Origin of the sequence: Clostridium chrysemydis (assembly GCF_015234215.1) — a bacterium.
In the GTDB taxonomy this organism is placed as follows: domain Bacteria; phylum Bacillota; class Clostridia; order Clostridiales; family Clostridiaceae; genus Clostridium; species Clostridium chrysemydis.
On record NZ_JADEKP010000005.1, the window covers coordinates 160,990 to 185,130 of the forward strand.

Sequence of the window (24,141 nt, forward strand, 5' to 3'; positions counted from 1 at the left end):
TGAGGCGCATGTTTAAAGTTATTATATCATTAATTTTAAACTATTTCTTCTGATTTTTTATCTTTTTTCTTATATTTTCTGTGTAATAGTTCATGTGCTACACCGTGTCCTGGCTCTCCCATAAACTCTTTATACATTTTTAATAAAGCTTCGTTTTCGTGTGATTTTCTCTTGTTTAATTTCTTATCTTGGTTGTAAAGTACAGATGCTCTTAAAGCTCTTATGTTATGTTTTTCTCTCTCTTCTGCACTTACATGTGGCTGTCCACCACCATCTACACATCCACCTGGACATGCCATAACTTCTATAAAGTGGTAGTCTTTTTCTTTCATTCTTCCACTTTCAATAAATTCAAAAAGATTAGAAGAACCATTTATAACAGCAACATTGTACTCTACTCCATCTATAGATACAGTCGCATCTTTTATTCCTTTTAATCCTCTAACTTCTTCGTAGTCAATTTCAGCTAAGTTAGTATTTTCAACGAAGTCTTTAGCTGTTCTAAGAGCAGCTTCCATAACTCCACCAGTTGCTCCAAATATTGTTGCAGCTCCTGTGTATTCTCCCATAGCTGGGTCTGCATCGCTATCTTCTAATCCAGCGAAGTTTATTTTTCTATCTTTAATCATTTTAGCTAATTCTCTAGTAGTTATAACAGCATCGATTTCTCTTAAACCGTTAACTTCCATCTCTTCTCTATCAGCTTCGTATTTTTTAGCAGTACAAGGCATAACTGTTACTGTATATACGTTTTTAGGCTCTACACCTGAAATTTTTGGATAATAAGTCTTAGTAGCTGCACCAAATATTTGTTGTGGTGATTTTGCTGATGATAAGTTTTCTATTAATTCTGGGTAGTAGTTTTCTACTTGTCTAACCCATCCTGGGCAACATGAAGTTAGCATTGGGAATGGTCCGCCATTCTTTATTCTTTGAATAAGCTCTGTAGCTTCTTCCATTATAGTCATATCTGCTCCAAAGTTAATATCAAATACTTTATCAAAACCTAATTCTCTTAATGCAGTATAGATTTTACCTGTTACATCTACTCCGTAACCCATCTTAAATAACTCACCTAAGGCAGTTCTTACTGAAGGTGCCATAGCAACTAATACGTGCTTTTCAGGATCTTGAAGAGCTTCTTCAACTCTTTCTATGTGGCTTTTTTCTTTTAATGCTGCAACTGGACATGCAGTTACACATTGACCACATAATATACAATCTGTATCATCAAAACATTTTTCAGCATCTGGTGCTACTTGTCTTACTCCGTTAAAGTTAGCTACTTTTATAACTTCTGTACCTGACTTAGTTTTACAGCTAGCTTGACATCTTCCACATAAAACACATTTAGATCTATCTATAACAATTGATTTACTTCTTTCATCAACTAATTTTTCTTTTTCTTCTGGTGTTGGTAAGAAAGGTGTTGTTGCTCTTGCTTTAGTTTTTATAACTAATTTTAAGAACTCACAGTTTTCTCTTCTTGGACAAGGTCCACATTTAAATTCATGTTTGTTAAGTAAAGTTGAAACTCTCATCTTAACTCTTTCTTGAACTTTTTCTGTATTAGTTCTAACAACCATTCCATCTTCTACTTTAGTTAAACAAGCTAAAGCTAAGTTTGGTTTTCCTTCTATCTCTACGGCACATACCCCGCATTTTCCAACATTTCCACATTCTTTTAAGTAACAAAGTGTTGCAATATCGTCTATACCATTTGCTCTTGCAGCATCTAATATCGATGTACCTTCTGCTACTTCTATCTCTTTTTCATTAATAAATAACTTTTTCATTCTAATAAAGACCTCCATTTATCTTAAACTTAAAACCTCTGTAATTTTAAATTTTTATGCCTTTGTTATATTTTTAACTATATCCATTCTATCATAAACACCTTTAATTTACATTATTTTTTTAATGTAAATTAAATACATACTTATTAAGTTTACATTAATCTCCCTATTTTTTCAAATCCATTTTTTTATTCCTTGCATATGTATATACTTTATTCTATACTTTATTATATATTTCGAAAAAAAGTCTTAATAAATCTAAAGGAGTATACTATGATACTTGTTTATAATAGAGATACTAAAAAATATGAAGAAGAAAAAGTTGCAGGTAAAAAGTACCTTGCTTGGTGCTACGAATCACCTGTAGGTAAAAAAGTAACTAAGATGATAATAAAAAAGAAATTACCATCTAAGCTTTACGGTTCTTTCTGTAATACTAAATTAAGTAGAAAAAAAATCCCTGAATTTATATATGATTTTAATATAGATATGGATTTATATGCTAAAGATGCAGGTGAGTTTAAAAACTTCAATGAATTCTTTGCAAGAAAATTAAAATCTACTTCTAGACCTATTCCCGAAGATAAAAATGTCTTAATTTCTCCAGTTGATTGTAGACTTTTAGCTTATGAAGATATTGATATGAATAATATAGTTCAAGTAAAAGGCTTTAAATACAGCCTAAAAGAACTTTTAAAAAATGATGAAATAGCTAAAGAATACGAAGGTGGAACTTGTTTAATCTGTAGGCTTTGTCCGACTGATTATCATAGATATCACTTTATAGATTCTGGAATTCCAGGTAACATAACAAAAATCCCTGGTAGCTACTATTCTGTTAATCCTATCGCATTAGATAGGATACCTAAATTATTCTGTCAAAACAAACGTGAATGGTCTTTATTTAAATCAGATAATTTCGGAGATATAATATATGTAGAAGTTGGAGCAACCTGTGTTGGAACTATAATTCAAAGCTATACACCTTTTAAACGTGTAAACCGTGGCGAAGAAAAAGGTTATTTTAAATTTGGAGGTTCTACTACTATCCTTTTCTTTAAAAAGGGTGTAGTTAAAATCGATAAAGATATAGTTGAGCAATCTCTTCTTGGATACGAAACTAGAGTATTATTTGGAGAAAAAATCGGAACAAAAAGAAGCTAATTTAATTATTAGCTTCTTTTATTTATTTATAATACTTTTAAGTTCATTTTTAAATTTTTCTCTATCTTTATTTAGTATAACTAAAGATATTCCCATCTCTTTAGCTCGTTTTTCTATAGTTTGCTTTGAAGGATTTTTAGTTGAGACCAAAATCTTTTTTGTTTTGTTTCCTCCAAGCCTTTCACTATAAATACTAAGCTCGTTTAATGCATTCTCATCGTATTTTTCACTGTCTTTACAAGATATACATATCATATTTGAATCTTTAACTGCAACTACATCTAGCTCATTTCTAACAACATCGTCGTATTTGTTCCACAAAAATATAAGCCCACTTTTAACATCGTCTACATCTTCTATTTCTTTTATTGTATTTTCAGTAAATACTTCAAGCCAAGTTCCACTCTTAAAGATAAACCCTTTTAAATAATCATTTAAAAATTCTACTTTTATAGTGTCTTTTTCATCTCTTAATTTTATCTTTCCTTCTTCTTTTAGACTTAAAAGTATTTTGTTTAATAATTTTAACTCTTCTTTTTCTAATTTTTCTTTATGGATTATAACGTACCTTGGATCTTTATAAAGGTGTTCAAATATACTAGTATCAGAAACTCGTTGTTTATATTTGTGCCAAAGTTCTATATTATTAAATATTAATTTTGTATATCTTTTTATATCTTCTTTGTATGAAAGGTTAGAAGAATCATAAATCAAATCATTTCCCCCACTATTTAATATATCTTCTATATTTAAATCAATATCTTTTAAAATATTTTTTTCTCCATTTCCCAAGAAATATTCTTTTTTCTCCAATATATCTAAATAAACTCTATCTATGTTTAATTCTAAGGATAATTTAAAAAGTTCTAAAGAGTCTATCCTTTTACCACCTGTGAGATTTATTAAAACTTTTCCCTTTAATAAACCTTTTAAGTCTTCACTCAAATCAGATATCTTTATAAATTCAATATTTGCATCTAAGTTATTAGTAAACATTTCATTTATAGATTCTTTAAATTGAGTATTTTGAGGATGCCTCTCTAGAACTTTAATATTTTTTATATTATACTTTTTTGAAATTATTATAATGCTTTCGTTATGTTTATCTAATAATGTTATTAAGGTATCGTACATAAGCATGTCTCCTTACTCTTAAATATATTATTAGATTAACCTTATAAAATAATTTTAAACCTATTACTCTAAAATTATTTTATTTAAATAGTTTAAAATCCTACTATTATCAAACTTATATTTTTTAAATTCTATGTCCTTATAAGTTTTTATTGATTTTTCTAACGTATCATAGTCTGTACAATTTTTAGTATAGCCTTCCCTATCAAATTTTTCGCATATCTCTAATTGGTGGTCATCATTATGCTCATTATATTTTGATAACCTTGGCATAGTTATAACTTTTTTATTATATTTAAATGCAGTAAATATAGAGCCTACTCCCCCGTGAGTAATAACTAAATCACTTTTATTTATATATTCATCAAACTCTCCTTGAGCTAAAAAAGGAATAACTTTATATTTTTTTGAAGTAAAAGGTGTATTACCTGATTGAATCACTACGTCTTCTTTTATATCCATCTTTTCAAGATAATTTAATAATCTAACAAAAGATAACTCATGAGTTCCTAATATAACAAATATCATTAATATAAATCTCCTTCATATATAGAGTTATCATACACATCTAGCATTTCTTCGTGCTGCACTAAAAATTTATCAGCTATTTTAGTTATCATTCTACCTGACATACTTGTAGACTTTACTCTAGCAAACGTCTCTATAAATATTACCTTCTTTTTGAAAAACTTAGCTATATAACACATAGGAACAGCTGTGTGTGCCCCTGTCGTAACTATAACGTCTGGTTTTATTTTAAAATACAGATAAACAGATTTTAATATGTTGTATGGGAACTTAAACATATAGCTAAGCATATAATTTCTAGCACCATAAACTAAATAATCTATTCTTTTTCCGTATTCTTTTTTTAATTTTATAGTTGTATCTGTCTTTTCAGTTATTATATGATAATCAAAATTTGAAAAAATAGGTTTTAATTGCATAAGCTCTGATAAATGTCCCCCAGTTGAAGAAATAAATAAAACCTTCTTCATAAAATCACCTACTTATCTTTCTTTAATATAATCCTATCCACAAATCTCTTTGAAGCTTTTCCATCTGTATAATCGAAAAATTTATTTTTAAATTCTCTAATCTTTTCATAGTCGCAATCTTTTTCTAAAACATCTAAAAGTTCATCTGTATTTTTCACTATAGGACCTGGAACAAAGCTTTCATAATCATAATAAAAATCTCTTTCATCAATATAAGTATCTAAATCATCAGCATAGAAAATCATAGGTCTTTCAAGTAATGAATATTCAAATACTATAGATGAATAATCAGTTATTAGCATATCAGTCATGACTAGTATGTCATTTATAGCTTCATAGTCTGATAAGTTTATAACTCTATCGTTATCTACATTCCCTGTATCTTTCACAAATGGATGCATTTTAAAACCTAATATATAATCTTCTGGAAGAGAATTAACTAATCTTGAAATATCGAAGTTTATACTCATCTTCGCATCTGATTGACTTGTTCCTCTGAAAGTTGGCGCATAAAGAACTAGCTTTTTATCTCTAAGCTTTGGATATCTTGAATAAACTTTTTCTTTTGCAATCTTCTTTAATCCTTCATTAAAGAAAATATCAGTTCTTGGAATTCCTATAGGGTCTATATTTTCTTCTTTCATATTAAAAGCTTCTGCATAGTATTTTTTAACTTCATCAGAACTTACTAATACGTGAGTGTAGTTACTATGGATAGGAATATATTTTACGTAATTGTTATCCGCACCATAGTTTTTGTCTAAAATGCTAAATCCGAATTTTTTAAATGCCCCACATGCATGCCACACTTGAACTACTTCTGTCCCTTTTCTAAGATTGTTTACTACGTAAACTGGAAAATAGAAATCATCTATTAAGAAAAACTCTGATGTAGCTAAATAGAAAGTTGCTCTCATCATATGAAGAAAATACTTTATAGTTCCACTTAATCCACCTTGGTATTTTTGAAATAAGAATACACATTTATAATCTATTTGACTTTCTTGTATCTCAGAATATATATATTGGTAATTACCATTCATAGTACCTTTTCTATATGTTGCAAATACAATCCTCTTTTTAACTGGAACTATATATGAAACATAATAAACTATTCTAAGAAGGTATTTTAATATTAATCTTTCTAAAGTTTTCATAAACTTCCTCCCGCTATAAATCAAAAATAAGGACCCTTTTAATAAAGGGCCCAAAGTATATTAGCTTACAATTATATTCTCCAGTTTAAAACTGTTTTAAATGGCGTTGTTAGATCATGCTCAAAACCTTTAACTATATCTTCAATTCCGTTTACATCTATAACTGCTGATATAAGTTTTTCAAGTTGATTTTGTGCATCTTCATGCTCTTCTAAGAAATCAACTGCAGCTTTAAAATCTACTCTACCACTTCTACTGCTACCTACGATACTTAACCCTTTTTCTAATACCATTCTAGTATTTATAGGAACAGGATTTTCTGAAACTCCAAGTATAGCTATTGTTCCTTCTGGATTTATATAATCTATTATTTGATCTATTGCATATTCACTTGCTTTTCCACCAACAGCTTCAAATGCGTGATCTATTTTTAAGTCGTCTGGTATATTATCTATTTGGTAAGTTCCATCTACAAATGAGAAGAAGTTAAGCTTTTCTTCGTTCTTACCGAATACTACGATTTTAGAATCTGGAAATTTCTTTTTAAGTATTAATGCTGTGATGAACCCAACATTACCATCTCCCCAAACTCCTAAAACATCTCTTCTTGAATGTGATTTTTTATCAAATCTATCTATAGAGTGCATTGACACACTTATAAGTTCTAAAAATGATGCAACATCGTGATTTATCTTATCGTATTTTATTATTCTGTCTCTTCCCATGAATACGTATTGTTGCATAAATCCATCAAATCCACTAGCTCTAAATTTACTACTTCTTAGATAGTTTTCTGCAATTATATTATCGTCTTCTGTTGGAGTGTTTGGAATCATTACTACTGTATCACCAGGTTTAAATTCTCCTTCTGGATCGTAAACAACTTCTCCAACTCCCTCATGAATTAAAGCCATTGGAAGCTTTTTCTTCATAGCTTCTTTTCCTCTAGTTCCTGTGTAGTATCTTTGGTCTGCTGCACAAACTGAAAGTCTTGTAGGTCTTACAATTATTCCATTGCCACCTAAAGATCTATCTTCAAACTCAACTGTTATTTGTTTCGCTGCTATTAATCTATATACTTTATTAATCATCTTATAAGTCTTCCTTTATTAAGGCATTAGCTAATTTTAAATCGTATGGAGTAGTTATTTTCATGTTATAAACTTCCCCGTTAACTAATTTTACTTTTTCACCTTTAACAACAAATATCTTAGCAGCATCAGTTAAAATTTCTTTTTCTTCTTTAGTTAATGCATTATACATTCCTACTAATTTAGTTATGTTGAAACTTTGAGGAGTTTGACCTTGATACATAAAATCTCTTCTAGGTATACTACTTATATTTTCTGAATCTACTGATTCTACTATAGTATCAAAAGCTGGCACTACAGTATCACAAGCACCAAACTCAAGTGCAGCTTTTATGTTATCTTCTATTATTCTATGAGTTAAGAAAGGTCTTACAGCATCGTGTGTTACTATAATATCTTCTTCATTTATTCCATAATTTGATTCAATAAATTTTATTCCGTTCATTATTGATTCGTTTCTATCAGAACCTCCAGCACAAACCTTTAATCTCTCTCTCATATCTTTTGGGATATATTTATTAATTAAATCATTTGTGTGTTGAATCCATTGACTAGGTGTAGTTACTATTACTTTGTTTATTTTAGTGTTAACTAAAAAAGTCTCTAAAGTATGAATTATTATAGGTTTTTCTCCTATTTTTAAAAATTGTTTTGGCATCTCCGTATTTCCCATACGTGTTCCTTTTCCACCAGCTAAAATCTCTGCGTAAATCATAATTTCACTCCTTAAAAGTATTTTTACTCTTCTATCTTTAATAATTGATCAACAACTCTTTGAGTAGATTTTCCGTCAAATTGATCAAAGAATGTTTTTCTAAATTTATCTAACTTATCAAGTTCAAAATTTTCTTCTTTTATTACTTTTATCATACCATCTATATTTTTTACAATAGGTCCTGGTACGAAAGTTTCATAAGGATAGTAGAAATCTCTACTTGCTATATATTCATCTAAATCGTATGCAAAGAATATCATAGGCTTTTTAAGTAATGAACATTCAAAACATACTGAAGAATAATCTGTTATTAAAATATCTGTTATAAATAGTAAATCATTTATTTCTCTTTCAGATGATAAATCTATAACGAAATCTTTTGAGCTTTCAGGAATAACAAATGGAGTATTTATAAATGGATGTAATTTAACTATTACTTTATAGTCTTCTCCAAATTCTTTCCTTAATTTTTCTAAATCAAATTTATCAAAATCATAATAAGCTGACTTTTGTCCATTCCCTCTAAAGGTTGGTGCAAATAATATAACTTTTTTATCCTTTAAACTAGGATATTTGCTATATAAAGTTTCTATAGTTTTATCTTTATATTCTTCATCAAAGAATATATCTGTTCTAGGCACACCAGTTGAAACTACTGAATTTTCTGAAATTCCAAAAGCTTCAGCGTAGTGAGATCTTATTGATTCAGAACTAACTATAGCCTTAGTGTAGTTTCTGTGGTTTTTAGACCTTGCTTTTGGACCACCTTTTTTACCAAGTCTACTAAATCCAAAAGTTTTAAAAGCTCCTGTTGCATGCCATAATTGGATAACATCAACGCCTTCTCTGATTTTGAATTTGTATATTTGAGGATAATAATCATCAAGTAAGATGTATCTGCTAGTTGAAATATAATAAACTAAAGAATACATATCTTTTAAGCTTCTAGGTGCTGTTATACTAGGTTTTAGTATATGATTTATCTCATATCCACCCCTACTTAAAAGTTCTTTATGAATGAATTCAAAGTTACCTGAAAAATCAACCCTACTATCTGATAAAAATACTACTCTATTATTTCTTATTTTCATTCTTTTAGTAAAGAAGTATACAAATTGTAGAGATTTATTTCCGAGCTTTCTTTTTTGTTTTTTAATGTATTTTTTAAACTTTTTAACTGTTTTACTTTGACTTTTTACAAGCTTGAAATATTCTTTTAAAGAAACCTTTTTATTTATAGATTCTACAACAAGTCTTCCTTTAGATCCCTTTATTCTTAAACTTTTAGCTCTTTTATAACTATTTAAAGCCAAGAATTTTTGCTTTTTAACTTTAGGGTCTCCTAAATAATTTAAAGGGTGCTCTATTTCTTCACCGTTAGCATTTATATATATTGATATCTCCCATGTACCTTGTGATAAAGGTCCCATATTATCAATAAATTCTAAATCTATAAACCCGTAAAAACCTGAGTAATCGTAATTATGTTTACCTTCTCCACATTGCTCTGTTATATCACTTCTAAAAACATTTTGCGCAGGTATATAATACTTTTTATCTTTATTTTTTATAATAAGCGATTTTTTAACTCTATGGTCTAAATTTATAGATTCTCCCTCAACGAAGGCGTACCCGCCAAGATACAGTCGACCTGTTTCATCGACCCACTCTAATTCGTCTATATATCCAAGAACTCTTTTCATAATTAACTCTCCTAATTATTAGAAATTACTTCGTGTTCAACATATATTATTCCCTTACCGGAAGTATCTTCTTTTCCTGTGACTTCAAAACTTCTCTTATTTGAATATCCTACAAAGAAAATACCTGTTCCTTCTCTAAGTTCTCCTGAAAGCATATACTTTCCAGGTAATAAATCAGGCTTTAATCTTATTTTGATAGAATGTTCCCCCAAATCATTTTGAACTAAATATGATTCTTCCATTTTATCACTGCTATATATTTCATTTGTATCTGCATCTCTTATAGTAAATGACCATTTTAATCCTGGCATTTCTTGCTTTATGATGTAATCAAATGAATATTCTATATAATCTTTATATTTGAATTTAGAACCATCTTTAAATTTAAAGTTCTTAACTTCTATAAAGTCTTTTTTATCTATAGCAACCTTCTTTACTGCCTTTTTCTTTTTAGTTTCTTTTGCTTTTTCTTCTTTTAAAAACGTTTCGTATTTAGGGAGTATATCACAAGTATCTCCATAATCTATTAAGTGACCATCTTTAATCCACATACATTTAGTACAGAAAGATGATACTGTATAAAGAGAGTGACTTACGAAAAATATTGTTTTACCAGATTTTCTAAATTCACTCATTTTTCTTAAACATTTTGTTTTAAAAATATCGTCTCCAACAGCTAGTGCTTCGTCAACTATCAAAACATCAGGGTCAACATTTACAGAAATTGCAAACCCTAATCTTGACTTCATTCCGCTTGAATAAGTTCTAACTGGTTGGTATATATAGTCTCCGATATCAGCAAAGTCTATAATATCTTCTACTTTAGCTTCTATCTCGCTTTTCGTATACCCTAGTATAGCCCCTTTAACAAATATGTTCTCATATCCTGTTAGTTCATCATCGAATCCTGAGTTTAACTCAAGTATAGCCGATATTTTACCTTCAATTTCACAACTTCCTGAAGTTGGTGCTACAACACCTGTTATTATTTTTAAAAGAGTAGATTTACCTGCCCCATTTTTACCTAAAACTCCGACAGCTTCTCCTTTTTCAATATTCACATCTATATTTGTAAGAGCGTTATATTCAATATAATTTTTTTGATTGAATATTAAATCCATAACCCTCTTAAATGGTTTTTGATATATTCTATATGTTTTACATATATTATTTAATTTAATAGCGTACATAATTATAATCTCCTTCTATAAACATTATAAAATGTCTGCAAAGTAATCTCTTAATTTACCATGGAAAAATACACCAATTACAAATAAAATTATTACAACTACCCAGAAGTAAGCTGTTAAAACTGGACTCTCGAAGAACCATTTTCCATAAAGCATAGATTCTCTAAATCCTTCTATAATATAAAAAAATGGGTTTAATTTTACTATCATTTTTATAGTTCCATGTAAATTCTCGATTGGCCATAAAATTGGACTCACCCAGAATATTAATACGATTATAGAGTTTAATAGAAACTCTAAATCTCTACTTACAACAACCAATGCTGACGTAGTTAAAGATATCGCAACTAATAAAATTCCCGCAGCTACTGCATAATAAATTATTTGAATCCAGTAGATATTCGGAAATATACCATATGCAAAACATACTAAAAATCCTATCCCTACAAACATAAAACTACTAATGAATGCTGACAATACTTTAAAAGTTGGTATTGTAGACACTGGAAAAACCATCTTAGTAACTAAATATTTATTTTTTCTTATTGAACTTGCAGCCGGAACTAAAGTATCTCTTATAAAGAACCAAGGTAGTAGTCCTACTACAAGCCATGCCATATAAGGTACATGCTCTGTACTTTTTCCACCCTTTAATCCAACTTGAATTGTAAACCAATAAGCAAAAACAAATATTAGGTTTTTAATAATAGGCCATGCTATTCCAAGGGCAGTTCCAGAAAACTGCTTCTTAAGATCTTTTTGAGCCATTTGGAATATTTGCTTATAATTGCATATATGCTCACGCCATACTAATTTTAAGCTTTCTAAGAAATTCATAAGTCTTCTCCTTCTAAATTCACCTTCTATTTAATTTTCTAAATAACATAAGGTTATGTATCGTTAACTAGCTAAATTATATCACATTTTAAAGATATCAATTCACCTATTTTAAGTTATACCACAATTTCTATGTATATTTATTTAAAAACTCTTAACTTTTAAATAAAAAAAATACTTCAAAACAACAGTTTTGAAGTATTTGGTAGAGCGTATAGGAATCGAACCCATAATGTACCGTCCGTAGCGGTAAGTTATATCCATTTAACTAACGCTCCTTATTAGCCTTTAACAGCATAATATTAACATAAATCTAATGTAAGTGCAAATTAAATTAAAGATATATATCGGAAAATTCTATTTCTAACTGTTGAATTTTGTCATCACTGTTCATTTTCTTACTTTCTCTTATATTTTCTTCTTTTTTGTTAGGGAATTTTAAAATTATTTCTGTTCCAACGTTAATTACACTAGCTATATTTATTTCACCGCTTTGTGCATATACTAAACCCTTTACTAAGTCTAATCCTATACCTGACCCCATCTTACTGTCTGATTCTTCAGCCTGCTCGTATCTGTTAAATACTAATTCTAACTTATCACTACTTATTCCTCTACCTGAATCCTTTATGTGAATATTTATATAATCATTTTTAGCAAACACATTAACAAATATACTTGTATTTTCTTTAGAATATTTTATTGAGTTTGAGATTATATTTATAAGAATTCTATCTAAAGCTTCCGGGTCTATACCTATAATTACTTCTTCTTTATTTGTATCAAAAATTACATCTATATTTTTTTGCTTTGCATACTTATCTATTGATATTATTAAGTTCTCAATAAAACTTATAACTTCTATATTTTCTTTATGTATCTTGTAGCAATTGTTTGATATTTTAGCTGCATCTACCATATTATTTGCAAGTTTTAATAACTTGTAGCTATTCCTTCTTAAGATATCAAGATACTCTACAGTTTTTAAATCTCTTTTTATATTATCCCTACTAAGTAATAGTTGTACTACGCTTATAATAATATTTATAGGTGTTCTTAAATCATGAGATAGATTTATTATAAAATTCTCACCATCTTTATTAACTTTAATTATTTCTTCTAATTGTTTTGCAATTTCTTTATCTTCTATTTCGTTAAGGCTCTCTAATAATTTATCTATTTCTTCATTCATAGTAACATCCCCTAACTTCTTACTATTTATAATTTTATCATTTAAAAAGACAGCTAACAACCATTTTATGTAATTTAATACTTTTTTTACTTATGTTTATAGTCGTTTTTTTGTTATAATTTACATAATCGAACTAAATAAATTCACATACTAATAGTGTTTACTGAAAGGAGGTTTTTAACATGGCTAATTTTTATATACTAACAGATTCATCTTGTGACTTACCAAAGGATTTAATTGAAAAAAACTCTATAGACTATTTAGGACTTATTTGTAATTTTAATAATAAAGATTATATTGAAGACTTTGGCACATCACTTTCTTATTCTGATTTTTATGAAGAAATACGAAAAGGTACTATGCCAACTACTTCTCAGATAAATAGTTTCAGATTTTCAGAAACTTTTTTAGAGTATGCAAAATCTGAAAAACCGCTTTTATACGTAAGTTTTTCATCTAGTCTAAGTGGAACTTATAATAGTGCCCTAATAGCAAAAGAAGAAACTTTAGAAAAATATCCGAATGCTAAAATTGAGATAATAGATAGTAAATCTGCATCTTTAGGAGTAGGTTTACTTGTAATGGAATCTTGCAAATTAAGAGATTCCGGTTATACTTTAGATGATGCAGTAAAATATCTAGATGATTTTAAATATAAAATTAATCATATATTTACTGTAGATGATTTAAATCACCTTAAAAGAGGTGGAAGAATATCAAGTGCAGCAGCTACTTTTGGAAGTCTTTTAAATATAAAGCCTATTTTAAGGGTTTCAAACGAGGGTAGTTTAGTTAGCTATTCTAAAGTAAAGGGAAGAAAAAAATCTATTAAAACTCTTTTTGAAGAGATAAAAAATAGAATTATAGACCCTAAAAATCAAACTGTATATATTTCTCATGCTGATTGTATTGAGGATGCTTTAAAATTATCAAATATGATAAAAGAAGAGTTTTCTATACCAGTTGTTATAAATTATATAGGTTTAGCAATAGGTAGCCACACAGGCGCAAATGCACTTGCAATATTTTGTACTGGAACAAATAGAGAAGAAGATTAAATTGAATAATCCCAAAGGTCTTAGCTAAAACTATCCTTAAAAGCTATAGATAGAAAGGGGATTTTTATGAAAAGTCTTAAAAATAGTAAAACTCTATTAAACTTAGCTAACTCTTTTGCTGGGGAAGCTCAAGCTAGGGATAGGTATACTTTTTATGCTGAAAAAGCAAAAAAAGAAGGTCACAAAAAAGTAGAGTCAGTTTTCCTTGAGGTTGCTGATAACGAAAGAGCTCATGCTAAAGTCTTTTATGACTTACTAATTAAAGAATTTAGTCATGATATTATAACTGTTGATTCAGGTTTTCCTATAGGATTTGGTAGCACTTTAGATAATTTAAAATACGCCGCAGAGGGTGAGCATCATGAATGGGGATCTGTGTACCCTGAGTATGGAGACATAGCAGCTAGGGAAGGTTTTTTAGAAGTTTCTGAAGCTTTTAAGCTTATAGCATCTATCGAAAAACACCACGAGGCTAAATTCAAATCTTTATACGATGAAATGAGTAATGATTTACTTTATAAAAATAGTACTCCAATTACTTGGCATTGTATAAATTGCGGTTATATTTTTGAAGGCACAGAAGCTCCGGCTTCATGCCCATCTTGCCACCACCCTATAGGCTTCTTTGAAAAAGTTTTATAATATCATGGTTTAAATTAATACATACCATATACAGATACAAAAAAGAGATTACACCTAAGTGTAATCTCTTTTTATTTAAAGCACATTAAATTTAGCAGTGCTTCCTTTGATTGAAGAAGAAACTTCTAATTTAGCCCCTATTCTTTCTTTTAGCTCTTCTCTATGGGATATTACTCCAACAAGTCTACCTGCACTTTGTAAGTCTAAAAGAGTTGAAATCGCAGCTTCTAAAGATTCATCGTCTAAAGTACCAAAACCTTCATCTATAAAGATAGTTTGAAGTGATACTCCTCCTGATGATTCTTGAACTATATCTGATAGTCCAAGTGCTAATGAAAGTGATGCTTTAAAACTTTCTCCACCTGATATTGAACTTATGTCTCTTTCTTTTCCTGTGTTCGCATCTATTATATCTAAATCTAATCCCTTAGCACCGGCACCCTTTGCTCTATCTGTTTTTCTGATTAATTTGTATCTGCCATTTGTCATTTTTCTTAATCTAATATTTGCAGCATCTATAATATCCTCGAAATAAGATGCTAAAACATATCTTTCAAAACTTATATAAGGTGCTGATTTACCGCTAGTAGTATTTGCAAGTTCCCCAATAACTTTATACTCTTTTCCAACATATTCAAACTTCGAGTTTAACTCTTCTATGTTTTTAAGCATAGTTTTGTTGTTTTTAAGGACTGCTATCTCTTCTTCCCTTACCTTATCTAAAGTTTTTTCTTTATCTAAAAGATAATCTAATCTTTCATTTAATTTTTCTACATTTATATTTTTTAAGTTTTTGCACTTTTCATCTAGATCTTTTTTCTTACCTATAGTTTGATTCAGTTCTATAACATATTTATCTATATATTCTTTTATTTCTAAAGCACTTTTTATAAATGATTTTATTTTTTCGTAGTCTTCTTTAGATTCAAAACCTTTATCTAATATATCTTTTTCTATTTCTAGGCTTAAAAACTCTATTTCCTTTTTTAATTCTTCTATTATTTTAATTCCTTGAACTTTTTCTGATTCTAATTTATTTAATTTTATTTTGGAATTATCTCTATCTTCTATAGATTTTTTTAAAAGTAATTCTAAATTCTTTAGTTTATTTTCTTTTTCTAATATTTTATTTTCTAATATTTCTAATGATATTATGTCTTTTGGAATTTCTTCTTTTAAAGATTCATATTTTGATTTTACTTCACCTATAACTCCAGATAGAATACTCTCTTTATTATTTATATCTTCAAATTTTTCTTCTAATTCTTTTATAAAATTAGTTGTTTTTTTAATATCTTCTTCTAACTTAGATTTATTTTTAATTTCTTCATCTAAGGTTTTAATTTTATTTTCTATATTTTTTATTTCTATTGAGATATTCTTTCCTTTTTCTAAGAATTCTTCTAACAGCCCATCTTTATATACGCTTTTATTAAAGCTTTCTAAAGACTCATCCATATCTTTTTTAGAAATTTTAATATTATTATTTAAAATTTCAAGTTGGTTTAGATATGTGTTCCACTCTTCTCTTGTCTTTTCAAATAGTTCCTTTATTTTTTCTAAAACATCCTCTGTTATATCCTCACTAGTTAAAAGAGCTGGATTTGGATGATCTAAAGAACCGCATACAGGGCAAGGTTTATTTTCTTCTAAAGCTTTAGCTAAAACCCCAGCCTTTTCTTTCATAAATATATCTTGCATTTTATCGTATTTTTCTTTTATCTTTAAATAATTTTCTTCTTTTATTTTAATATCTTTACTTCTTTCTTCGTGCTTTATTTTTGCTTTTTCATATCTTTCAACTATCTTATATGCATCTCTTAGTTTAGCTATTTTATTATTTCTTTCAGTATTCTCTTTCTCTAAATTTGCCTTTTCTATCTCTAAATTGCTTATATTTTTAAATCTATTTTCTAAATCTTCTTTTTTAGTTTTAGATTCTTCTATAAGTTTTTTGTTCTTTTCTTTTTCTTTAATTAAAAGGGCTTGTTCTTTTAACTTATCTTTTATTAACTCTTTTATATTATCAAAATCTAATATTTTTGGTTTTATATCTTTAAATTTTGATATTTCTATAGTTATTTCTTTTCTTTTAGGTTCTTTTGATTCTTCTATTAAAACCTGCTTTTCTAAGCTTACTAAAGTTTCATTATTTTCTTCAATTTCTTTAGAAAGACTCGTCATTTCATCGATTCTTTTTTTAAACCTTAATTCATTTTCTATATTTTTATCTTCTTTAAATTTTATTTCTTTTGCTAAATCTATCTTCTTTAAAATAACAGTTTTTTCTTCTATATCTTTTTCCCTTAATTTTAATTCTTCTAATTTCTTTTCAGTTAATTCTCTATCTTCTAAAAGCTTTTTCTCGTTTTGAGCTTCTATCTTTTTTTCCTTTAATAAATCTATGTCTTTTTTTAAAATATCTAATTCTTTCTTGTTTTCTTTATATGTTTTTTCTTCTTCACTTATAAGAATTTTAAGGTCTCCTATAACTTTAATGAAGTCCATATACTCATCATTAATAATATTATGTTCACCTTTAATATTGCTTATAAAAGCACCCATCTTAGTTCTTAATTCTTCTGTTTCTTTTCTTAATTCCCTTGCTCTGTCTTCTAATTTTATTTGAATCTTTTTAAAGTTGTATGTGTTAAATATTTTTCTAAATATTTCTTCTTTATCTTTAGATGGTGCTACTAATAGTTTTTTAAATTCACCTTGAGGTAACATAACTATTTGCTTGAATTGATCTTTAGTTATCCCTAATATCTCTATAAGCTTTGAGTCTACTGTCTTTGGCTTTGTAATAACCTTACCATCAGGCATTAAAAGCTCTGCTTCAGCTTTTTTTGTAGTAGTTCCTTCACCTCTTTGCTTTGCTCTCTCTTGAGTTGGACTTCTTCTTATCTTATATATCTCACCTTTTAACTCAAACTCAAGTTCAACAAAAGTTTCGTCTTTTGAAGTTGCAAAATCACTTCTAAGCTTTTCAGCATCTGTTCTTAGTTCACCGCTTCCCTCTCCGTAAAGGGCATAGCATATAGCATCAAATATAGTAGTTTTCCCAGCTCCAGTTTTACCTGTTATAACAAATATATTTTGCCCGTTAAGTTCTGTGAAATCTAATGGCTTTTGAGTATCACCATAAGGCCCAAACGCTGATATTGTAAGTCTTGTTGGTCTCATACTCCTTACACCTCCTCTTTTAATACTTCATTTATAACTTCCTTTATGATAGCTTCCTTAACATCATCGTACTCGCTATCACCGTTCTTTTCATAAAACTCTTTAAAAAGTTCAGATTCTGATTTTACTCTAAAACCTTCTTTAGCAGATTCTAAATTAAAGTTATCTTTTTTACTATCTCTAGTTATTATCATAGTGTTTTTGTAAACTGCCCTTATTTTATTCATAGGGTCTATAAGTTCACCTTCGTCAGTTAATATAGCTTGAATATAATCATCTCTTCCGTCTTTTAATTCTCTGCCCTCTTCTATAATGCTATCTAAATCACCCTTAATATTTCTTAAATCCCTTATAGGTTTAAGCTCTTTAAAATCTATTTCCATTTCTCTATTTTCACCTATAGAAAGTACAACTACTCCCTTTTTTTGATTTACTTCTGAAAAAGAATATTTAAGAAGTGAGCCTGAATATCTCATAGTATCTCTTCCTATTTTTTGTCTTCCATGAAGATGACCAAGTGCTACATAATCAAAATCTTCAAATATTTTCCCATCAATAATATCAGTTCCACCTATAGCTAAGGGCCTTTCTGAATCTGATACTTCTATATTAGCTTCTTCATAGCTTGTTATATCATCTTCTCTACTACTCATAGTTACATATCCGTGCCCTACAAGTATGTTTCGTTTAGTTTTATCTAAATCTTTATTTATAATATCTAGTGTAGCTTTCATAGAATCGTTATGGTTTCTTATCTCTTTATCTTCTAATATCTTTCTAACTATAGCTGGGTCTTTATATGGAACTAAATAAAAGTTAACCTCTCCAAATTCATCATTTAATGTTACCTTTTTATATAAAGTTTCATACTCACCTGCAATATATAATCCTTGCTTTTCTAAAAGTTTATTACTAAAGCTTAACCTTTCACCACTATCGTGATTACCTGATATAGCTATTACTTTTATTCCTAAATCTACTGTTAGTTTACTTAAAACTTCGTCTAAAAGACTAACTGCTTCAACTGGAGGTACTGATCTATCATATAAATCTCCTGCTATTATTAAAACATCAGGTTTTTCTTTTTTAGTTAACTCTAATAATTTATTTAATATTATCTTTTGATCTTCTATCATAGACATCTCATTTACAATCTTTCCGATATGCCAATCACTAGTATGAATTATTTTCATAAATACCCTCCCTAAAAATTAAAATAAGGTAGAGATTAAACTCTACCTTTATATTTTACTATATTAATTATTTCTCTTCACTAAATCTGATTTTATATCTCTTAAAATAAAGAATATAAATACTATTGTTCCTAACATAAGAGGTAAATCTGAATATGATGTGCTATATAACATATTAATTGGAGTAACTAATATATATATAGGTGTCATCGCATATATAGTTAAAGATGCCATATCTTTAAATTTAGTTCTTATTCTTAATGCCATACTTATAAACACACCTATAGCTGTTACTATTAATATATCTAAAATAGTATTTATAAGGTTAAATACTGAGAACATGATAATAGCTACCGGAATCATAATCTTACTTGTATATTTTACTTGGTCTATTATGTTTTGTTTAGTTAAACCGTTTGGAAATAAATCTGTATATTTAAAAGTCTGATTCATTCCCCCGCCTTCTATTTCTAGTCCATCTTTAAGTATTAAAACATAAGCACCTTTACTAGGATATTGATTTTTTACTTCTGATGCATTATTTAAATCTATTTTATTATCTGCATAAACTAATGCTCCAGCTTCTTCAACCTTTATTGGTGCTTCACTTAAGTTTAAAACTCCATCTTTAATACTAAACTCATTTTTTGATGATTCTAATTCAGTTATTGTTTTACTAGTAGCTTCATTTACCTTGTATCCTATGTATACTCCTTGAATAGCACTTACTATTAAAAATAATATAAATCCATATAAAACTGCACGACCGAAACCTTCTTTTACGTATTTAGGAAATGTTTTTAAGTTGTACAGATTGTTTTTAAGTTTTATAAAAAAGTTATCCCTCTTCACTTCTCTTCTCCTTTAATTATCTTATTTTGCATATTTTACATATATATCTTATCATATTAGTTAAACATTATAAATTTTATATTTGCTTGTTTAAAAGATTTTTTACTTGTCAATAATTCTAATATATCACGTTTAGGAGGCGAGTTTATGAAATTTAAAGATATAAAAGTTAAATATAAAAAATCCCTTACGGCATTATTATTAACTATTGCTACAATATTAATAATATTATCACTTCAAGGTTTTAAGTATAAGTCATTTTTAACAGAGTATAAAAGTTATTTTAATGATAATAAATTTAACACAGCTAGTAATTATTTATCTGAAAACTGTAACTTTAATATTTTCAAAGAGATACTCCTTGAAAATAACTTATCAAATTATTTTAGAGAAAAATTAGAAGAAGTAAATAAAGGTCTTGAAGCTAAGACTTTAGATTCTGATAATGCTTTTATAATAGCAAACGAAATTAATAAATATAATTTAGCTAAAACAGAAGTTACTGATACTTTATCTGTAATCTCTAATAATATTAGTGATAATTCTATTTTAACTAAGGGCATATCTGAATTTGAAAAAGGTAACTTTAAAGAAGCTATAGAAACTTTAAGTTCTATACCTAAAGATGATTTATCTTACTCTACTTCAACTAATTATATAGATAAAAGTATGAGCTCTTTAAAAGAATCAATCTTAAAAGAAGCTTCAAACCTTTCAAAAAATGATTATTATACTAAGGCAATAACCCTTTTAGAAAATAATTTAGACGTCTTAAAAAATAATAAAGATGTCTTAAACAAGATAGATGAACTTAAAAAACAAAAAGATGAATATCTAAACACTACAACTAAAAAAGAACCTTCAGCTCAAACATCTAATATAGTAACTAGCCTTAACGCTTCAAATATAAACTCACTTTGGGTTGAAAGCCTTACTCCATACCTTATATTTGTAGACCAACCCTCTCAAAAGACTTATATCTATAACGGTAAGGTAAATGATTGGAGCTTAGAAAAAGAAATGCCTTGTTCTACAGGGATAAAAGGAAGAGAAACACCTAGTGGTGTATTTGATATTCGTGAAAAAGGAAATTGGTTCTTCTCTGAAAAGTACGGTCAAGGTGGAAAATACTATACTCAATTTAAAGGCGATTATTTATTCCACTCTCTTCCTTACGGAAAGGATGCTAAAACAGTAGTAGATTATACTTTAGGAACACCAGCTTCTCACGGTTGTATTAGATTAAATTTAGATGACGCTAAATGGATATTTGATAACATTCCAAAAGGAACAAAGGTAATAATTAATTAGTGTTATAATAACCTTATCTTTTATAATAAAAGATAAGGTTATTTTTTAGGAGGAATTATATGAATATCTTTATTCCAGAAAATGTTCAATTTATAATAGATGAGTTTTATAAAAATGGTTTTGAAGCCTTTATGGTTGGAGGGTGCATTCGTGATGCCCTTCTTTTAAAAACTCCAAAAGACTACGATATAGCAACTTCTGCCCTGCCAAACGATACTATAAGTCTTTTTAATAAAACTATACCAACAGGTCTTAAACACGGAACAGTTACAGTTTTACTAGGCTCTGATCCCTTTGAAGTTACAACTTACAGAAAAGATGGTGACTACAAAGATAATAGAAGGCCAGATAGTGTTCAATTTGTAACTGATATAAGAGATGATTTATCTAGAAGAGATTTTACTATAAATGCTTTTGCTTACAATAAAAAGATAGGTCTTATAGATTATTTCAACGGAAAAGAAGATTTAAATAAAAAACTTATAAGATCTTGTGGCGATCCAGATAAAAGATTTAAAGAAGATGCTTTAAGGATGCTTCGCGCAATTAGATTTTCATCTCAATTAGATTTTTCTATAGAAGATGAGACTTTAAAATCTATAGAAAAAAATAAAGAACTTTTAGAAAATATAAGCGCTGAACGTATTAGAGATGAATTAACTAAAATTCTTATTTCAAAAAACCCTAAAAAAGGATTGAATCTTCTAAAAGAACTTAATCTTTTAGAGTATATACTTCCTGAAATAGTTCCATCTGTAGGTTTTAATCAGCACAACCCTTATCATAATGAAGACGTCTTTTCACACATACTATCAGTTGTAGAAAATACTCCAAATGATTTAATAGTTAGGTTTTCTGCATTATTTCACGATATAGGTAAGCCTGATTCTTTCTTCTTTGATGAAAACAACAAAGGTAGATTCTATGGTCATAACACAGTAGGAGAAAAAATAACTAAAAAAGCTTTAAGACGCTTAAAGTTTGATAACAAGACTATAGATAGAGTCTCAAAATTAGTTAGAGAACATATGAATGTTTTAGACCCACCTACTAAAGGCGCTATAAAAAGACTTATCGGAAGAGTTTCTTTAGATGATATTTATAACCTCTTCTCTCTTCAAGAAGCAGATATAAAATCTTTAGCTATAAATAAAGAACCATTAGCTAAATTTTATGCTATGAAAGAAAAAGCCATAGAGATAATAAATTTAAAAGAACCTATTTCTATAAAGGATTTAGATATAGATGGTGTCGCATTAATTAAAGAATTAAATATTAAGCCATCTAAAGTAATAGGAGAAATCTTAAATCATCTTTTAAGTTTAGTAATCGATGACCCTTCTTTAAATTCATATCCTATTCTTTTAGAAAATGCTACTAAATATATAAAAACCTTAGGAAATTAATCCTAAGGTTTTTTTAATGTTTTAATTCATCTAATTCTTCTTTTACTTCATCAAGTTCTTCTTTAACTTCTTCTACTTCTTCTTTGAAAACCCAAAGTCTATTAACTACATAATTTAATACCATAACAAATCCTGTAGCTACAACCATAGCAATAAGCTTATTTAGATTAAAGAAGTCAACAGCTACATACATTATTAAAGCATTTATGCCTATTCCTACAACATTTAAAAGAATAAATTTTATAGATGCTTTAAGCTTAGCTTTAGCTGAACCTTTGTATTTAAATACCCAAATAGAGTTCCATAAATAACTATGAACAACAGCTATACTGTTTGCAATTATATTTGCTGCTAAGTAATATACTCCAAGCCAATTTAAAACTATAAATAATACCCAACTTATAAGCGTATTTAAAACGCCTACTATAGCAAACTTAGCTACTTTTTTTGATTCTTCTACTTTAGTTGAACCCTTTTCCATTATTCAAAGTCCCTCTCTATTTTAGTATCACAGTTTTTAGTTATTTCGTTCGTGATAGGTGCTTTAGTGTTATCAACTCCTGAGTATTCATCAATAAAGTATAGAGGTCTTCTCTTAACTTCTGTGAATATTCTACCTAAGTATTCCCCTATTATTCCTAAGAATATAAGTTGAATTCCACCGATAAATAACATTACGCATATAAGACTTGAATAACCTGGCACATCAACACCTGTAACTATAGTTTTAACTACTGTATAAATCATATAAACAAAGGCACAAAATGCTGTTATAGTTCCTATGATAGTTGATAATCTAAGTGGTGCAGTTGTAAATGAAGTTATACCTTCTATAGCTAAATCTATTAATTTAAAGTAATTCCATTTAGTTTCACCTGCAACTCTTGGGTCTCTGTCAAACTCTATATCCTTTTTCTTAAACCCTATTAAACTAAACATCCCTTTAGTGTATCTTTGTTTTTCTGGGAATGCTCTAAGTGCTTCTATTGCTCTTCTGCTTAAAAGTCTAAAATCTCCTGTATCTGTTTGAATTGGTACCTTTGATACAGATTGTAGAATTTTATAAAACTTCTTTGAAGTCCACTTCTTTAGCCACGTTTCGCCGTCTCTGCTTCTTCTTTTTGCAAATACATCATCATAACCTTCTTCATAATATTTAAGCATATCTATTATAAGTTCAGGCGGATCTTGTAAATCTGCATCTATTATTGCTACTGCATCTCCTGTAACGTAATCAAAAGCTGCTCCCATAGCAACTTCTTTTCCGTAGTTTCTAGAAAGATTTAAGTAACATACTCTGTTATCAGTTTTTCTATAGGCTTTTACTATGTCCAAAGAACTATCCTTACTTCCATCGTTAACAAATAAGAACTCTAATTCGTAGTTTGGAATACTTTCCCCTAGTTTATCTAATCTTTTATAAAGATGTGGCAACGATTCTTCTTCATTATACATAGGTATAATTATAGATAATTTTTTCATTTTAACTTTCCTTTCGAAATAAACGTGTATTATT

Annotated in this window: 21 protein-coding genes and 1 tRNA gene; 5 read left to right on the forward strand and 17 right to left on the reverse strand. The window is 28.3% G+C overall.

The window, feature by feature from the left end; all coding sequences use genetic code 11:
• Window positions 1–35: 35 nt before the first annotated feature.
• On the reverse strand, window positions 36–1,796 hold the full coding sequence (locus tag INR60_RS13465) for a ferredoxin hydrogenase (RefSeq protein WP_194192023.1): 1,761 nt from the start codon (window positions 1,794–1,796) through the stop codon (window positions 36–38).
• Window positions 1,797–2,069: 273 nt separating this feature from the next.
• On the opposite strand from INR60_RS13465, the gene INR60_RS13470 reads away from it, so the two are divergent.
• Window positions 2,070–2,960, forward strand: a complete 891-nt coding sequence (locus INR60_RS13470; RefSeq protein ID WP_194192024.1) for a phosphatidylserine decarboxylase — start codon at window positions 2,070–2,072, stop codon at window positions 2,958–2,960.
• 18 nt (window positions 2,961–2,978) lie between these two features.
• Here the strand turns inward: INR60_RS13470 and INR60_RS13475 are convergent, their stop codons facing one another.
• The 11 genes from INR60_RS13475 to INR60_RS13525 form a co-directional block, all read right to left on the reverse strand.
• Window positions 2,979–4,094 carry a Card1-like endonuclease domain-containing protein gene (locus tag INR60_RS13475; RefSeq protein ID WP_194192025.1) on the reverse strand — a complete coding sequence of 372 codons (1,116 nt, stop codon included), beginning with the start codon at window positions 4,092–4,094 and terminating at the stop codon, window positions 2,979–2,981.
• A 63-nt stretch (window positions 4,095–4,157) separates the two neighbouring features.
• On the reverse strand, window positions 4,158–4,622 hold the full coding sequence (gene pssE, locus INR60_RS13480; protein ID WP_194192026.1) for a PssE/Cps14G family polysaccharide biosynthesis glycosyltransferase: 465 nt from the start codon (window positions 4,620–4,622) through the stop codon (window positions 4,158–4,160).
• Complete coding sequence (pssD, locus tag INR60_RS13485; protein WP_194192027.1) at window positions 4,622–5,092, reverse strand: PssD/Cps14F family polysaccharide biosynthesis glycosyltransferase; 471 nt, start codon at window positions 5,090–5,092, stop codon at window positions 4,622–4,624. Before pssD ends, pssE begins: the two co-directional genes overlap by 1 nt.
• A gap of 8 nt (window positions 5,093–5,100) precedes the next feature.
• Window positions 5,101–6,249 carry a CDP-glycerol glycerophosphotransferase family protein gene (locus tag INR60_RS13490; protein ID WP_194192028.1) on the reverse strand — a complete coding sequence of 383 codons (1,149 nt, stop codon included), beginning with the start codon at window positions 6,247–6,249 and terminating at the stop codon, window positions 5,101–5,103.
• A 71-nt stretch (window positions 6,250–6,320) separates the two neighbouring features.
• A complete protein-coding gene (locus INR60_RS13495; RefSeq protein WP_194192029.1) occupies window positions 6,321–7,340 on the reverse strand; it encodes a zinc-binding dehydrogenase in 1,020 nt (339 codons plus the stop codon).
• Between the two features lies 1 nt (window position 7,341).
• On the reverse strand, window positions 7,342–8,055 hold the full coding sequence (locus INR60_RS13500) for an IspD/TarI family cytidylyltransferase (RefSeq protein WP_194192030.1): 714 nt from the start codon (window positions 8,053–8,055) through the stop codon (window positions 7,342–7,344).
• Between the two features lie 23 nt (window positions 8,056–8,078).
• The gene (locus INR60_RS13505; RefSeq protein WP_194192031.1) at window positions 8,079–9,758 is read right to left on the reverse strand and encodes a CDP-glycerol glycerophosphotransferase family protein; all 1,680 of its coding nucleotides are present in this window, start codon (window positions 9,756–9,758) and stop codon (window positions 8,079–8,081) included.
• 11 nt (window positions 9,759–9,769) lie between these two features.
• Entirely contained in the window at window positions 9,770–10,948 is a 1,179-nt protein-coding gene (locus INR60_RS13510; RefSeq protein ID WP_194192032.1) for an ABC transporter ATP-binding protein, read from the reverse strand.
• Window positions 10,949–10,972: 24 nt separating this feature from the next.
• Window positions 10,973–11,785, reverse strand: coding sequence for an ABC transporter permease (locus tag INR60_RS13515; protein WP_194192033.1), 813 nt, complete (start codon window positions 11,783–11,785; stop codon window positions 10,973–10,975).
• Between the two features lie 203 nt (window positions 11,786–11,988).
• Window positions 11,989–12,063: transfer RNA gene (locus INR60_RS13520), tRNA-Arg, on the reverse strand.
• A gap of 56 nt (window positions 12,064–12,119) precedes the next feature.
• Entirely contained in the window at window positions 12,120–12,977 is an 858-nt protein-coding gene (locus INR60_RS13525; RefSeq protein ID WP_194192034.1) for a sensor histidine kinase, read from the reverse strand.
• A gap of 182 nt (window positions 12,978–13,159) precedes the next feature.
• Between INR60_RS13525 and INR60_RS13530 the strand changes: the two genes are divergently transcribed.
• On the forward strand, window positions 13,160–14,035 hold the full coding sequence (locus INR60_RS13530) for a DegV family protein (protein ID WP_194192035.1): 876 nt from the start codon (window positions 13,160–13,162) through the stop codon (window positions 14,033–14,035).
• Window positions 14,036–14,101: 66 nt separating this feature from the next.
• Window positions 14,102–14,677 carry a rubrerythrin gene (gene rbr / locus INR60_RS13535; RefSeq protein ID WP_194192036.1) on the forward strand — a complete coding sequence of 192 codons (576 nt, stop codon included), beginning with the start codon at window positions 14,102–14,104 and terminating at the stop codon, window positions 14,675–14,677.
• 75 nt (window positions 14,678–14,752) lie between these two features.
• Here the strand turns inward: rbr and INR60_RS13540 are convergent, their stop codons facing one another.
• The 3 genes from INR60_RS13540 to INR60_RS13550 form a co-directional block, all read right to left on the reverse strand.
• The gene (locus INR60_RS13540) at window positions 14,753–17,863 is read right to left on the reverse strand and encodes an AAA family ATPase (RefSeq protein ID WP_194192037.1); all 3,111 of its coding nucleotides are present in this window, start codon (window positions 17,861–17,863) and stop codon (window positions 14,753–14,755) included.
• Between the two features lie 5 nt (window positions 17,864–17,868).
• Window positions 17,869–19,056, reverse strand: coding sequence for an exonuclease SbcCD subunit D (locus tag INR60_RS13545; RefSeq protein ID WP_194192038.1), 1,188 nt, complete (start codon window positions 19,054–19,056; stop codon window positions 17,869–17,871).
• Between the two features lie 63 nt (window positions 19,057–19,119).
• Entirely contained in the window at window positions 19,120–19,908 is a 789-nt protein-coding gene (locus tag INR60_RS13550) for a DUF1189 family protein (RefSeq protein ID WP_194192039.1), read from the reverse strand.
• A gap of 147 nt (window positions 19,909–20,055) precedes the next feature.
• On the opposite strand from INR60_RS13550, the gene INR60_RS13555 reads away from it, so the two are divergent.
• Both INR60_RS13555 and INR60_RS13560 read left to right on the forward strand, forming a co-directional pair.
• On the forward strand, window positions 20,056–21,219 hold the full coding sequence (locus INR60_RS13555; RefSeq protein WP_194192040.1) for a L,D-transpeptidase: 1,164 nt from the start codon (window positions 20,056–20,058) through the stop codon (window positions 21,217–21,219).
• Window positions 21,220–21,278: 59 nt separating this feature from the next.
• The gene (locus tag INR60_RS13560) at window positions 21,279–22,625 is read left to right on the forward strand and encodes a CCA tRNA nucleotidyltransferase (RefSeq protein WP_194192041.1); all 1,347 of its coding nucleotides are present in this window, start codon (window positions 21,279–21,281) and stop codon (window positions 22,623–22,625) included.
• Window positions 22,626–22,638: 13 nt separating this feature from the next.
• Here the strand turns inward: INR60_RS13560 and INR60_RS13565 are convergent, their stop codons facing one another.
• The gene (locus tag INR60_RS13565; protein WP_194192042.1) at window positions 22,639–23,106 is read right to left on the reverse strand and encodes a GtrA family protein; all 468 of its coding nucleotides are present in this window, start codon (window positions 23,104–23,106) and stop codon (window positions 22,639–22,641) included.
• Entirely contained in the window at window positions 23,106–24,107 is a 1,002-nt protein-coding gene (locus tag INR60_RS13570; RefSeq protein WP_194192043.1) for a glycosyltransferase family 2 protein, read from the reverse strand. Before INR60_RS13570 ends, INR60_RS13565 begins: the two co-directional genes overlap by 1 nt.
• Window positions 24,108–24,141 lie beyond the last annotated feature (34 nt).

Coding starts and splice junctions, on each gene's coding strand:
- INR60_RS13505 (WP_194192031.1), bottom strand. CDS start 9,758: ATGAAAAGAGTTCTTGGATATATAGACGAATTAGAGTGGGTCGATGAA.
- INR60_RS13560 (WP_194192041.1), top strand. CDS start 21,279: ATGAATATCTTTATTCCAGAAAATGTTCAATTTATAATAGATGAGTTT.
- INR60_RS13515 (WP_194192033.1), bottom strand. CDS start 11,785: ATGAATTTCTTAGAAAGCTTAAAATTAGTATGGCGTGAGCATATATGC.
- INR60_RS13490 (WP_194192028.1), bottom strand. CDS start 6,249: ATGAAAACTTTAGAAAGATTAATATTAAAATACCTTCTTAGAATAGTT.
- pssD (WP_194192027.1), bottom strand. CDS start 5,092: ATGAAGAAGGTTTTATTTATTTCTTCAACTGGGGGACATTTATCAGAG.
- rbr (WP_194192036.1), top strand. CDS start 14,102: ATGAAAAGTCTTAAAAATAGTAAAACTCTATTAAACTTAGCTAACTCT.
- INR60_RS13545 (WP_194192038.1), bottom strand. CDS start 19,056: ATGAAAATAATTCATACTAGTGATTGGCATATCGGAAAGATTGTAAAT.
- INR60_RS13470 (WP_194192024.1), top strand. CDS start 2,070: ATGATACTTGTTTATAATAGAGATACTAAAAAATATGAAGAAGAAAAA.
- INR60_RS13500 (WP_194192030.1), bottom strand. CDS start 8,055: ATGATTTACGCAGAGATTTTAGCTGGTGGAAAAGGAACACGTATGGGA.
- INR60_RS13495 (WP_194192029.1), bottom strand. CDS start 7,340: ATGATTAATAAAGTATATAGATTAATAGCAGCGAAACAAATAACAGTT.
- pssE (WP_194192026.1), bottom strand. CDS start 4,622: ATGATATTTGTTATATTAGGAACTCATGAGTTATCTTTTGTTAGATTA.
- INR60_RS13540 (WP_194192037.1), bottom strand. CDS start 17,863: ATGAGACCAACAAGACTTACAATATCAGCGTTTGGGCCTTATGGTGAT.
- INR60_RS13525 (WP_194192034.1), bottom strand. CDS start 12,977: ATGAATGAAGAAATAGATAAATTATTAGAGAGCCTTAACGAAATAGAA.
- INR60_RS13475 (WP_194192025.1), bottom strand. CDS start 4,094: ATGTACGATACCTTAATAACATTATTAGATAAACATAACGAAAGCATT.
- INR60_RS13530 (WP_194192035.1), top strand. CDS start 13,160: ATGGCTAATTTTTATATACTAACAGATTCATCTTGTGACTTACCAAAG.
- INR60_RS13510 (WP_194192032.1), bottom strand. CDS start 10,948: ATGTACGCTATTAAATTAAATAATATATGTAAAACATATAGAATATAT.
- INR60_RS13555 (WP_194192040.1), top strand. CDS start 20,056: ATGAAATTTAAAGATATAAAAGTTAAATATAAAAAATCCCTTACGGCA.
- INR60_RS13565 (WP_194192042.1), bottom strand. CDS start 23,106: ATGGAAAAGGGTTCAACTAAAGTAGAAGAATCAAAAAAAGTAGCTAAG.
- INR60_RS13570 (WP_194192043.1), bottom strand. CDS start 24,107: ATGAAAAAATTATCTATAATTATACCTATGTATAATGAAGAAGAATCG.
- INR60_RS13465 (WP_194192023.1), bottom strand. CDS start 1,796: ATGAAAAAGTTATTTATTAATGAAAAAGAGATAGAAGTAGCAGAAGGT.